9 protein-coding genes are annotated in these 12993 nt (G+C 68.1%); 4 read left to right on the top strand and 5 right to left on the bottom strand.

Going from position 1 to position 12993, the window contains the following annotated elements:
- Nucleotides 1-482 precede the first annotated feature (482 nt).
- Nucleotides 483-1013, top strand: coding sequence for a hypothetical protein (locus OG326_RS38535; RefSeq protein ID WP_327142029.1), 531 nt, complete (start codon nucleotides 483-485; stop codon nucleotides 1011-1013).
- Here OG326_RS38535 and OG326_RS38540 read toward each other — a convergent pair.
- Nucleotides 929-3028 (bottom strand): thioredoxin domain-containing protein, encoded by a 2100-nt coding sequence (locus tag OG326_RS38540; protein WP_327142030.1) that lies wholly within the window; start codon nucleotides 3026-3028, stop codon nucleotides 929-931. The two genes, OG326_RS38535 and OG326_RS38540, sit on opposite strands and share 85 nt — an antisense overlap.
- 166 nt (nucleotides 3029-3194) lie before the next feature.
- Between OG326_RS38540 and sigJ the strand changes: the two genes are divergently transcribed.
- A complete protein-coding gene (gene sigJ / locus OG326_RS38545; protein WP_327142031.1) occupies nucleotides 3195-4136 on the top strand; it encodes an RNA polymerase sigma factor SigJ in 942 nt (313 codons plus the stop codon).
- A 79-nt stretch (nucleotides 4137-4215) separates the two neighbouring features.
- Complete coding sequence (locus tag OG326_RS38550) at nucleotides 4216-5403, top strand: NAD(P)/FAD-dependent oxidoreductase (protein WP_327142032.1); 1188 nt, start codon at nucleotides 4216-4218, stop codon at nucleotides 5401-5403.
- Between the two features lie 109 nt (nucleotides 5404-5512).
- On the opposite strand, the gene OG326_RS38555 is transcribed toward OG326_RS38550, so the two are convergent.
- Genes OG326_RS38555 through OG326_RS38565 form a run of 3 tightly spaced genes read right to left on the bottom strand, consistent with a single transcriptional unit; the run spans nucleotide 5513 to nucleotide 9344 of the window.
- Entirely contained in the window at nucleotides 5513-7048 is a 1536-nt protein-coding gene (locus OG326_RS38555) for an AMP-binding protein (RefSeq protein WP_327142033.1), read from the bottom strand.
- 55 nt (nucleotides 7049-7103) lie between these two features.
- Nucleotides 7104-8189: an acyl-CoA dehydrogenase family protein gene (locus tag OG326_RS38560; RefSeq protein ID WP_327142034.1), complete on the bottom strand. Its 1086-nt coding sequence runs from the start codon at nucleotides 8187-8189 to the stop codon at nucleotides 7104-7106.
- 9 nt (nucleotides 8190-8198) lie between these two features.
- A complete protein-coding gene (locus OG326_RS38565) occupies nucleotides 8199-9344 on the bottom strand; it encodes an acyl-CoA dehydrogenase family protein (RefSeq protein WP_327142035.1) in 1146 nt (381 codons plus the stop codon).
- A 234-nt stretch (nucleotides 9345-9578) separates the two neighbouring features.
- Here OG326_RS38565 and OG326_RS38570 point away from each other — a divergent pair, with 234 nt between their 5' ends.
- Nucleotides 9579-10907: a QsdR family transcriptional regulator gene (locus OG326_RS38570; RefSeq protein ID WP_327142036.1), complete on the top strand. Its 1329-nt coding sequence runs from the start codon at nucleotides 9579-9581 to the stop codon at nucleotides 10905-10907.
- Between the two features lie 23 nt (nucleotides 10908-10930).
- On the opposite strand, the gene OG326_RS38575 is transcribed toward OG326_RS38570, so the two are convergent.
- Entirely contained in the window at nucleotides 10931-12985 is a 2055-nt protein-coding gene (locus OG326_RS38575) for a CocE/NonD family hydrolase (RefSeq protein WP_327142037.1), read from the bottom strand.
- Between the last annotated feature and the right edge of the window lie 8 nt (nucleotides 12986-12993).

Below are 12993 nucleotides of genomic sequence, written 5' to 3' on the forward strand. Positions count from 1 at the left end.
AAGCACTCGAAATAAACACCCCCGGACTGTAAGACCGCCCGCATCCCCCAGCAACGAATTAACCCATACTCTCGCCCGTCGAGCACCTGCCGGCCTCCATACGCGGTCACACCCGCCCTCCCGCACAGGTCCACCCTGGCATCCCGCACAGGTCCACCCGTCATCCCGCACAGGTCCACCCCGTCATCCCGGCAAAGCACCCCGCCATCCAGCCAGAAGCACCCCGGCATCCAGCCAGAAGCTCCCCCGTCATCCAGCCAGAAGCACCCCCGGCATCCCGGCATGCTTTTGGCCGGGATCCACGACGGCAAGGGTGGATCCCGGCCAAAAGTGCGCCGGGAGGACGGGAGGGCGGGAGGACGGGGAGACCGTCGAGACAAGTTGCTCGGTTGCGTGGATTGGGTTGTCGTACTGCGGGATTAGGGCGTTGCAGTACTCGGGGGTGATCCGGGGAGGTGAGCGGGCGGGACATCGTTGCGGGTATGGACGATGCCGGTTTTACCGATAGAGCGCCGAATACGGTTGGGCCGCAACATGCGCATCTGCTCTCGCTGGCCTTCCGGGCGATTGCCGTCGCACTGCTAGCGGGCGCCGGGGAGACGCTGCTGCATGTGGTGCTGGAGCTGCGCGACCACGGGATGGACGCGAGAGAGCTGCTGCCGGCGTTGATCGTCCGGGCCACTATCTACCTGGCAGTATTCGCGGTCGCGCTACGTATGGCAGCCGATGTCCGCTGGGCCCGAGGCATTCTCGTCTTCGGGCTCGGCACCCTCGGGCTGGCTTCCCTGATCGTCGAACCTCTCACCGCGGTGCTGACGGCGGATCGATTCGGCGACCTGTTCACGCATTGGACCCCGGCCGCGGTCACGCTGGGCGTGTTCCGCGGTGTGCACATCGTGGCGGTGCTGGTGGCCCTCACGGCCATGATTCAGGCCAGTGGCGGCAGCAATGCGGCCCGGACCTCCGACACGGTGGTGACCGGCAGATCACAGACCGAACCGCGGCAGACGTAGGCGGCGGACAGGTCCGCGACCGGGGGACGGTCGGCCAGCAGGGGCTGGGAGTCCTGATCGCCGGAGACGATGACGGTCCCGCCGGGGGCGGCCACGCGGGCCGCGGTGACCAGGCAGGCGGCCCAGCCGTCCAGATCGGCATCGCCGGCGGAGACGGCCACCTGGATGGGACCGCGCAGCGCGGCCTCGGCCACCGCCAGCCAGTGCCCCGCCGACCGAGGCGCCCGAGCGAGCAGAACCGCACCGCGCGTGAGGGTCTGGTCTGCCAGATCGCGATAGCAGACGGCCCGCTCCGGATCACTGAGGGCGGCGGCGGTGAGCAGCGCGTCGGCCAGGACGGAGGTGCCCGCCGGGGTCGCACCGTCGACGGGGTCGCGCGGGCGGGTGACCAGGGTTTCGGCATCATCGGCGGTATCGAACCAGCTGCCCGGCGTTTCCGGATCGGCGAAATGCGTGATCGCGGCATCGAGGATGCGCTCCGCCTGCGCCAGCCAGTCCCCACTGCTGGTCTGATGTACGGAGAGCAAACCCAGTGCCAGCCAGGCGTAATCCTCCAGCACGCCGGGGGCGGCGCCGGCGACCCCGCCGAGCGAGGCGCGGCAGACCCGGCCCTCGCGCACATGTTCGTTCAGCAGGAACGCCGCGCAGCGCTCGGCGGCGGCAATCCAGACCGGATTCAGGTGCGCCGCACCGGCTTCGGCGAGCGCGGTGATGGCCATGCCGTTCCAGGCGGTCACGACCTTGTCGTCACGCGCGGGCTGCGGGCGGGTCTGGCGGGCCGTGCTCAAGGTGGACCGAATGCGTTCGAAGCGTTCGTAATCCGCCGCGCCGGGGTCGCGGTACCGGGTGAGCACCGAGGTGCCCTGTTCGAAGGTTCCGGCGGTGGTGACGCCGAAAAGCTCTGCGGCCCAGGCGCCGTCGTGCGCACCCAGCTCACCGTTCAGTTCCGCCGGAGTCCACACGTAGGTGGCGCCCTCCACGCCGGGCTGTCCGGGTTCGAGGTGGGTATCGGCATCCAGCGCGGAGGCGAAGCCGCCGCGTTCGGTGCCCAGATCGTCCAGCAGGAAGCCGGCGGTTTCGCGAGTCACGCGCAGCGCCAGCGGTTCCGAGGCATCCGGCGCGGCCACCGGATCACGCCAGGGCGCATCCTCCCCGTCCTGTGCCCGCCGCGCCAGATGCGAATACACCCGCAGCAGTTGCGCATTGTCGTAGAGCATCTTCTCGAAGTGCGGCACCACCCAGGCCTCGTCCACCGAGTACCGGGCGAAGCCGCCGCGCAACTGGTCGTAGATGCCGCCCCGCGCCATGGCCTCGGCCGTGAACGAAACCGCCTGCCGCACAGCCTCGTTCCCGGTGCGCTCGAAATCCCGCAGCAGCCCTTCGAGCAGTGCGGACGGCGGAAACTTCGGCGCGCCGCCGAATCCGCCGTGCTTGGGATCCATATCCTTGAGCACCGAAGCCACGGCGTGATCGAGCAGCTTGGCGTCCAGATCCACCGCACTGTCCGGCAGTCCCGCCGTCTGCTGCCGCAGCGCCGCGCCGACCTGCGCGGCCGCCTGGTCCACCTCATCGCGCCGATTCCGCCAGGTATCGGTCACCGCGCTCAACAGCTGGGTGAACGACGGCATCCCGTGTCGCGGCGTCTTCGGGTAGTAGGTCCCGCAGTAGAACGGCTCCCCCTCCGGCGTCAGGAAGCAGGTCATCGGCCACCCGCCCTGCCCGGTCATGGCGACGGTCGCATTCATGTACACCGCATCCAGATCGGGCCGCTCCTCCCGATCCACCTTGATGCACACGAAGTTCTCGTTCATGAGCCTCGCCGTGCCCTCGTCCTCGAACGATTCGTGCGCCATGACATGGCACCAGTGGCAGGACGCGTACCCGATCGACAGCAGGATCGGCACATCCCGCTCCCGCGCCGAGGCCAGCGCCGCAGCATCCCATTCCCGCCAATGCACCGGGTTGTCGGCGTGCTGGCGCAGGTACGGCGAGGTGGCATCCTTCAGGAGGTTCACACCGTCCAGCTTTGCACAGCGGAGCGCCGGTCAGCCGGTGCGCACCCGTGTGTACAGCGGACAACTGCGGGCGCGAGTGGCACTCCACCCCAGCCTCTTCGAGGCGCGAATGCGAATGTCCGGTTCGGCTGGACGCGAGCGGTGCGCATGGCAGACCATGGCCGACATGTTGCGCACGCGCGAGGCCGATGTGTTCGAAGGATCCAGGAGCCGTCTGGAGGCGATCGCCTACCGCCTGCTGGGCTCGGCCGGCGACGCCGAGGACGCGGTGCAGGAGACGTATCTGCGCTGGCAGGCCGCTGACCGCGAGTATGTGCAGACACCCGAGGCGTGGCTGACCAAGGTGCTCACCAATCTCTGCCTCAATCAGCTCACCTCCGCCCGCGCACGCCGGGAAACCTATGTGGGGCAGTGGCTTCCGGAGCCGCTGCTGGCGGGTGACCCGATGCTGGGCCCGGCCGACACCGTCGAACAGCGGGAATCGGTATCGATCGCCATGCTCACGCTCATGGAGCGGCTGACCGCCAACGAGCGCGCGGTGTACGTGCTGCGCGAGGCCTTCGGCTACCCGCACCACGAGATCGCTGACCTGCTCGACATCACCGAATCCCATTGCCAGCAGGTCTATCGCCGCGCCAAACAGCATTTGGCCGTGGAACGGGCGCGCATCGAAGTGGACGAGACGAGCGCCCGCCGGATCGTGGCGGAATTCCTGGCCGCGGCGGTCAGCGGCCGCACCGACGAATTGGTGCGGTTGCTCACCGATGACGCCGCCATCATCGGCGACGGCGGCGCGTACTTCCCCACCTTGAACAGGCCGCTCGTCGGCGCCGAGCGCATCGCGCTGTTCGTGCGGCTCGCCATCAAACCCGCGGGCGCCAAGTGGGATCTGCTCGGCGGCAAGCCCACACCGTTCGCCGCGATCGTCAATGGCAGGCCCGCGCTGGTCCTGGTGGCCGCGGATCGCATTGTCGGCATGGTGGTGCTGGAGGTGACCGCCGACGGCATCGCCGCCGTGCACGGCCACGTCAACCCCGACAAGCTGGCGCACGCCGATCGCCGGTGGGCCACCTGCACACCGGGAGCACCCCTGCCCGAATTGTGGTGACCCACATCACAGTCAGCTCCTGTCAGCATTCGTGCGGCTGTCCGGTTCAAGTTCCGAACCCACCGACAGGAGCAACACCATGAAGCACCGCATCGTCGTCCTCGGAGCCGGATACGCCGGAGCCACCACCGCCGGACGCCTGGCCAAGCGACTGCACCGCGACGACGTCGAGATCACCCTGGTCAATGCCGATCCCGACTTCGTCGAACGGGTGCGCCTGCATCAGCTCGCCGCCGGGCAGGATCTACCGGTCCGCCCGCTGCGAAAGATGTTCGCGGGCACCGGCGTCGAGGTGCGCATCGCACGGGTCGATTCGATCGACGCGGACCGCAAGTCCGTCGAACTGCTCGGCGAGCAGGGAGCCGAGACCCTCGCCTATGACACGCTCGTCTACGCCCTGGGCAGCACCGTCGCCGATTTCGGCGTGCCCGGCGTCGCCGAGCACTCCCACCAGGTGGCGAGCAAGCGGGCCGCGCTGCGGCTGCGGGAACGCCTGAACGAGCTGCGGGCCGACGAGACCGTGCTGATCGTGGGCGGCGGCCTCACCGGCATCGAGATCGCCACCGAAATCGCCGAGGCGCGAACGGATCTGAAGGTCGCCATGGCCGCGCGCGGCGGTGTCGGCGACTGGCTCGACGAGAAGGCGCAGAGCCATCTGCGCGGCGCGTTCGAACGCTTCGGCATCGCCGTCCACGAGCACGCCGACGTCACCCGGGTCACCGAAGCGGGCGTGGTCACCCGGCCGGGTGCGGAGATCCGCGCCCACCTGACCGTCTGGACCGCGGGATTCGCCGTGCACCCGATCGCGGCGGCGAGCACGCTCACCGTCTCCGCGGCCGGGCGAATCGTCGTCGACGCCACCCAGCGCTCGGTGTCGCACCCGGACGTGTACGCCGTCGGCGATGCCGCATACGCCATCGGAGTGGGCGGCAAGACATTGCGCATGGGCTGCGCCACCGCCTCCCCGATGGCCTGGCTGGGCGCCGACGCCCTCGCCGCCCGGCTGACCGGACGCGAAGTCCCCGATGCCCCGATCGGCTACAACAGCCAGTGCATCAGCCTCGGCCGCCGTGATGCCATCGTGCAGAAGGTGACCGCGGAGGATCAGCCGACCTCGAAGGTCGACGTGGGCCGCAAGGCCGCCCGCCTGAAGAAGCTGATCTGCTCGGGCGCGGCCTGGTCCGTACGGCATCCGACCCTGCTGGTGCCGAGCCGGCGTCGCCGAGTCGTCGCGATCGGCGCGGCGGCCCATACCGCGGCCGTCTGAATGCGCGGGTGCCGAACCGGCACAGGTCCGCCCCTACCTGGGGCGGACCGGATGCTGAAGACGATCAGTTCGCCTGCGCGGCTTCATGTTTCGGCAATCCACACACCAGTTACGGTGTGGATCGGGAATCTTCCGGCGTTGTGCCGGTCAAGGTGGCGAGGTCGATGGCTCGCTTGAGGATTTTGCCGGTCGATCCCTTCGGCAGGGCATCGACCAAACGAATGACCCGCGGAACCTTGTATGCGGAGAGTCGCTCGCGGGCCCAGGCCGATACGTCGGTGGCCGCGAGGGCAGATTCCGGGCGGCGCACGATCACCGCGGCGACCTCCTCGCCGTAGTAGTCGTCGGGAATGCCGAGCACGGCCGCCTCGACAATGTCGGGATGCGCGTAGAGCGCCTCCTCGACCTCGCTCGGATAGACGTTGTAGCCGCCGCGAATGATGAGGTCCTTGACGCGGTCGACTATGCGCAGATCACCGTCGGCGTCGGCCTCGCCCAGATCTCCGGTGCGAAACCAGCCGTCGTCGCTGAGCACGCCGGCGGTTTCGGCCGGGCGATGCCAGTAACCCTTCATCACCGTGGCGCCCTTGACGAATATCTCGCCGATCGTCGCAGGGGGACACGGGCGGCCCGCTTCGTCGCGGACCTCGACCCGGGTGGCGGGCGTCGGGCATCCGACGTAGCCGATCTTCCCGCCGCGATCGATATCGGTGAATGTGGCGAGAGCGGTGGTCTCGGTGAGCCCGTACCCCTCGAGAATGGTGCAGCCGAAGCGCGCCTCGAACTCCCGCGCCACCGGACCGGGCAGCGACGCGCCACCGGAGACCGCGATGCGCAGCTGCGCGAAATCCGCGGGATCCGCGTCACCGGTGGCGTGCAGCATGGCGTTCCACATGGTGGGCACCCCGACCATGACGGTGAACCGATCGCGGCGCAGCATGGCCATCATCGCCCGGGCGTCGAAACGGGAGAGCAGAGACAGTGATCCGCCGGCGGTGAAGGTTGTCATCATGACCGAGGCCTGGCCGAAGACGTGGAACAGCGGCAGACCGGTGCCCGTCCGGTCCGCGCTCGATGCCCGACTGCATTCGGCGCCGATCTCGCCCGCCGCCAACAGGTTCGACACCGTCAGCTGCGCCCCCTTGGGCCGGCCCGTGGTGCCGGAGGTGTAGAGGATCGCCGCGGTCTCGTCCGGATCGCGGTCGCGGACCCCGGCCGCCGCCGGGCCGGTGTCGGCGCCGGGCAGCAGGGTCCAGACCGGAATACCCTGTGCCGCAGCCGCACTCGACGCGGCAGGGCCCAGCGCATGCCAGGCGATGACCAGTGCGCATCCGGCATCGCCGAGGACGTACTCGATCTCGTGCCGGGTCGACATGGTGTTGATCGGGACCACTATGGCGCCCGCCGCCTGAATACCCATGTACGCGACCACGAATTCGGGAACCGACGGTGCGGCGAGCAGGATCCGATCACCCGGGCGAATCCCCGCCGCGGCCAGCGTCGCGGCGTAATTGATGCTCGTCGAACGCAATTGGTGATAGGTCCACGCGGCGAATGCGCCGGAATCATTGCTGTCGCCGCGAATGGCCACGGCGTCGGGATGGGTGTCCGCATGCCGGCGGATGGGGTCCAGCAGGTTTGGCACAGGTCTGCCCTCTCGGTCGGGTCGCGCATTCGGTACGGGGATTACGCCGGCCCCTTCACAGGTCGACCATGTCGTATTCGGCGACCCGGCTCATCAGGAATCGCAGATGGTCGCTGGAATTGCCGAAGGTCTGCTCGATGGCGGTCAGGCGGGCGAAATACTGTCCGACCGGGTAGTCCATGGTCATCCCGATACCGCCGTGCAGTTGGACGGCTTCCTGCCCCACGTAGCGCGCCGACCGTCCGATACGAAGTTTCGCGCGGGAGGCGACGGACTGATCGATCACGCCGTCCGCCAATGCCATCGACGCGTAGACGGACATGCCGTGCGCCATCACGACCGCGATGTGCATGTCCGCGGCACGATGGGCGAGCGCCTGGAAAGTACGCAGCGGGACGCCGAATTGTCTACGGGTACACAGATATTCGGCCGTGAGATGCAGGGCCTCGGTCATCGCGCCGACAGCTTCGGCGCACAGCGCCGCCTGGGCGGCGACCAGAGCGGCCTCGATCGCCTCCTCGGCCCTCAGCGAGGCCAGCGGCTCCGCGGCGGCAGCCGTGAACACGATGTCGGCCGCGCTCATACCGTCGTATGTCGCACTCCCCCTTCGGGATACACCCGCACCGGCAGGGTCGACGAGGAACAGCCGGATGCCGTCGGTCACGGCGGCGCTGACAATGAGCAGATCGGCTTCGTCACCGAACAGCACCGGCGACTTGCGCCCCGTCACCTGCCACGTGGCGCCCTGTCGCACAGCCGAAGTCGACAGCGTCCGCAGCGGCCAGCGCGCTCGGGGTTCCTCGTGCGCGAAGGCGGGCCGCAGCTGCCCGGCCGCGATCTTCGGCAGGAGTTCGCGGCGCTGGGCGGGGCTGGCCGCCTCGGCCACCAGGTTCCCGGGCAGGTAGGCGCTGTCGAGCACCGGGACCCGGACCGGGCTCGCACCCAGCTCGGACATGACGATCATCGCCTCGATCGGGCCCGCGCCCTGGCCGCCTTCGGATTCCGGGAAGGTCAGCCCGAGTAGTCCGAGATCGGCCAGCGCAGGCCAGAGGTCGGCGGCGTCCGCCGACGAGTGGAAGGCCAGCACATTGTTCACGGTGTCGCGCAACATCGCCTGTTCCGCGGTCGGTTCGAAGTTCACGGCCGGGGCTCACAATCCGAGGATCGTCGAGGCGATGATGCCGCGCTGCACCTCGGTGGACCCTCCGTAGATGGATGTCTTGCGGCAGTTCAGATACGCCGCGGTGCTGCGTCCGGCCCACTGGGTCGCGTCCGGCAGCAGCGCGCCGGGTCCGGCGACCTCCAGCATCAGCTCGGTGGCGGCCTGCTGCAGTTCGCTGCCGCACAGCTTCAGAATCGACGCGGACCCGCCGGTCTTCGCATCGGTCGCGCCGAGCTGGAGCAATTCCAGTGCCAGCGTGTCGTTTTCGAGTTCGGCCAGACGTGCCGCGAACAGTGGATCGTCCAGTAGCGTGCCGGCGCCCACCCGGGTCTGCCGGGCCCGTGCCTTGATCGTGGACAGCCGGACCTTCGTGCGGCCGATGCCGGCCATACCGATGCGCTCATTGCCGAGCAGGAATTTCGCGTAGGTCCAGCCCTGATTCTCCTGCCCGACAAGGTGATCGGCGGGTACCCGCACCTGATCGAGAAATACCTCGTTGACCTCGCTGCTGCCGTCGACGAGGGCGATCGGGCGCACGGTGACGCCGGGCGCGTCCATGGGAAGCAGCAGCAGGGAGATGCCCGCCTGCTGCTTCACCGCACCGGGGTCGGTGCGCACGAGGCAGAACATCCAGTCCGCGTACTGGGCCGCACTGGTCCAGATCTTCTGCCCCGTGACGATATAGCTGTCCCCGTCGCGAATCGCGGTGGTGCGCAAGGCCGCCAGATCGGACCCGGCCTCCGGCTCGGAGAATCCCTGACACCACCAGATGTCGAGGTTGGCCGTCGGCGCCAGAAACCGCACCTTGAGCTCTTCGGAGCCGAACCGGGCGAGGACCGGCCCGATCATGTCGACATTGAACGTCAAAGGTTCAGGGACGCAGGCGAGTTGCATTTCGTCCTGCCAGATGTGGCGCTGGATGGGGGTCCAGTCCCTTCCGCCCCACTGCTGCGGCCAATTCGGCACCGCGATGTGGTGGGCGTTGAGGATGCGCTGCGTGGTGACGAGGTCCTCGCGGCCGAGCTCACGACCCTCCCGCACGGCGTCCCGGATCTCGAGCGGAATTTCACGGCGGTACAGCGTCCGCAGGTGATTGCGGAACCCGATCTCATCGCCGGTCAGGGCCAATTGCATTGCAGGTCCGCGCTTTCCGAGTCAGAGCTGTGCGATCGATGGAACGTTCACAAACAAACGTTCCACCTTATGGAGTGTTATGTCAATCATCCGGCTACATTTACAGGTAATTTAGCAATATCAGCATTACTGATAGTCAAGAACTGCTAGAACTACGACGGATCGACGATGCCACCCCACCGCGGGCGAACCGCACCGGAGGCGGAGTCGGCCAGGACGGTAGCCTGCTGCGATATGACAAGGTCCGAACCCGAGCCTGCCGGTCCCGCGCCGCGCCGCCGTCCGTCGTCGGTGCGGCCCTCCGACGACGCACTGCTGGACGGCGTGCTGTCGGTATTCGCCGCCCGCGGTTTCGACGACGTCACCATGGATGAGCTGGCCCTCGCGGCCGACACCTCCAAGCCGACGCTGTACGCCCACTTCGGCACCAAGGACCAGCTTCTCGAAGCCTGCCTGCGCCGAGAAGCGGAGGGCCTACTGCGCTGGATGCGTGAAAGTTACCGGCGCGCCCAGGGTTTCGACCTGGACCGGCACGTCGCGACGACAACGCGCGCACTGTTCGACTTCGCCGCCGCCCGCTCCGAAGGGTTTCACGTACTGTTCGGCGCGCCCACCGCCGGCCGTTCGCACGAGGTGCGAGCCGCGGTGCTCTCCTCGGTGGCGGACACCGTCGCCGACCTGATCCGCAACGAATACGGCAGCGCGGATCTGAGCTGGGGCGCCAGCGCCGATTTCTGCGCCTCGGTGATCGCGGATATCGGGGTACGGGGCGTGCAGCAGGCCATCGCCCAGCAGCTGGATTTCACCGCGGCCGCAGATCTGACGGTATCGATCATCGTCGCGGCCATGCGCCACCTCGATCCGGCGGCCGTGCGCGCGGTCGATGCGATCGCGGAACCGAGCGCTGTCTCCGCATCTGCCGAGAGTGCCGGTGCCGCGGCGGATTACCCCGCAATGATCGGCGCGCACGCGCATTCCGAAGCGGACGAGTCCAGGTCGGTGCCTCGAAATGATGTGCTCGACACGGCAATCCGAATCTTCGGCAGCGGAGAGCGGCTGGAACTGCCCGTGGTGGCGGCCGAACTCGGCATCAGCCGCACCACCCTCTACCGCCGCTTCGGAACCAGGGACGAACTGCTGGGCGCTGCCCTGGCCCTGCAGTTCGAGCGTGTGGTCACCTCGATCGACCGGCGCTGCACCGGCCGGGGCGCACACCGGATCTCCGAGATATTCGATCGCGTCCTGCGGCAGCTGGCGGCCGACCCGGCGCTGCGCACCTACCTGCAGAACGAATCCCCGGCCGCGCTGCGCCTGCTCACCCAGGCCGACGGAGCCGTGCACCGGGGCAGCGTCGCGCTGGTCGAACGGCTGCTCCGGCGCGCCCAGGAACAGGACGGGTATCGCCCGCCGATCGAACGGGAGACCCTCGCCTTCGCCCTGGTCGCCCTGGGAGAAGCCTTCCTCTACAACGATGCCGTCGCCGACATCCGAGGCGATATCGACCATCTGCTGCAGGTGCAGACGGCCCTGCTCGGAGTGGCCGGGCCTGTCGGCGGACGGTGAATCGTAGTGCGGTAGCACCACATTCAGCCCAGCTGCCCGGCTGCCGGGATATTCACCCAGCTGGGTTCGGCCGGATCCAATTGCAGGTGTTCCGGTTTCAGCCCGCTGGCATCGAGCATCGGGCGCATGGGCAGTCCGCGCAGGACATCGAAGGCGTAGATATCGACTCGCAGCCGGTGCCCCGGTTGCAGCACACCGTCGGTGGCCGGCATCCCGATATCGACAATGGTCGGCTGCCCCGGCACCACCTCCTGGCGGGTGTCCAGGGTGAGATAGGGGTACGGATCGGTGTAATCACCGTTCGGTGATCGAGTCGCCCTGTCCTCGTTCACTTTTCGCAGGGATGCCTGGAGCTGTCCGCTGGTCCACACTGTTGATCGCCCATCGGGAGCGACGTCGTTGACCGTCGCCGACCAGAAACCGTCCGTGGCATCCAGCACCGTGTTCAGATGCACGGCGATCGGTCCGGAGATCTCGGTCGGAACCCCGACCGGCGCACTGGTGAAGGTCAGACCGTTGGTCTCGTTGATGCGTGCGTCTTTCGCGCAGATGTCCAGCACTCCGGTCTCACCGGCGGTGCCCACCGCGGCTTCGCGGGAGCACAGCCCGGTCAGTCCCGGCGCCACGGTCAGCAGCGCCGCCCCGCCCGGCTCGGTGCGCAGGCTGCCGTCGTGCACACTCAGCGCCGTCCCCGAGGGCGCCGGATCCAGATACAGCCGGCGGTAATCCATACCCGGACTCGGGAACTGCTGCCGGCTCGCCCAATTGCCGCCCTGCTGCCACAGCGTCACCGGATCGAAGCGGTCGATGCCGTTGTCGATGCCCTTGAGCCACTTGTCGAACCAGGCGCGCTGGAGCACATCCAGGCGCGGTGGGCCGCCGGGTAGACCGAGGCCGGCGCCGGTGGTCAGATGGTAGGTATCACCCATGATCAGTTTCTTCTGCTCCGCCGGAACATCGATGGCGTTGTAGATGCGCGTCGCGGAGTAGGCGAAAATGTCCTGCCAGCCGCCGTAGACAAAGGCCGGCACGCTGACCTGCTCGGGATGACCGTCCAGACTGCGGCGTAATGGGCTGTCCCCGTTCAGCATTTCCGTCAGCTCCGGACTGCCGGCCAGGCTGGGGGCGGCCAGCGTGGCGAGCAGGACACCGGCATCGGTGAAGGGATCCTTCATCCGATCTCGCAACCACTGCCCGTCGAGATTGCCGCTGAACAGTGCTTGCAGGTCCGGCACCAGTTTGAGGGCATTGACACTGGCCAGCCAGGTGGGCATGAATCCGACGCCGAATCCGCCTCCGGTGGCGATGATGTCGTGCAGCAGGTCGCTGCCGGGGACGACCGGGAAAATCGCACGCAGCGCCGCCGGTTTACGTTCAGCGGTCTGCAGCTGGTTGGCGGCCGAATACGACAGGCCGTTCATTCCCACCGCGCCGGTCGACCACGGTTGTGCCGCAGCCCAATTCACCACTTCGACGCCGTCCTGCTGCTCGCGTTCGCCGAAGACCTGCCAGTCGCCCTCGGAGAATCCGGTGCCGCGCACATCGACCACGACCTGGGTGTACCCGGACTCCACCAGCTTTCGATCCACGCCGAAATTGCGCAGTGCGCCTGCGGCCAGCGCCTTCGCCAGGTCGGAATAGCCGCTCAGGCCCACACCGGACAGATCGAACCCGGCCACGGCCGCGGTCAGCATGCCCGACAGCGCGGGATCACCGAGCACCGCGTCGACCACGGTGGTGGTGAGCTTCGAATACGGCGTCAGGTTCACGATCGCGGGCGTCTGCTCGGTCGCCGGGATGCCCGCGGCATCGGCCGGTCGGTACACATTGGCCTTCAGCACCACACCGTCGCTCATCGTGATCGGCACGTCCCAGTCGGTGTGCACATTCGGAAACGGTTGCGGCCCATCATGAGTCGCGGTCCAGGCCGCCGCATCGTCGATCGGTTCGGCCGGGGCCGGCGCCACGGTCGACACTCCCAGCGCCAGCAGTAATACGGTGAGGACGGCGAGGGCGCCGGACAGATATCGGGCTCGGGCGGCGGCGATGGGCACAGCGGTGGTCGGCGAACATGCCATGGGGAACC

The organism is Nocardia sp. NBC_01327, assembly GCF_035958815.1.
Lineage (GTDB): Bacteria > Actinomycetota > Actinomycetes > Mycobacteriales > Mycobacteriaceae > Nocardia.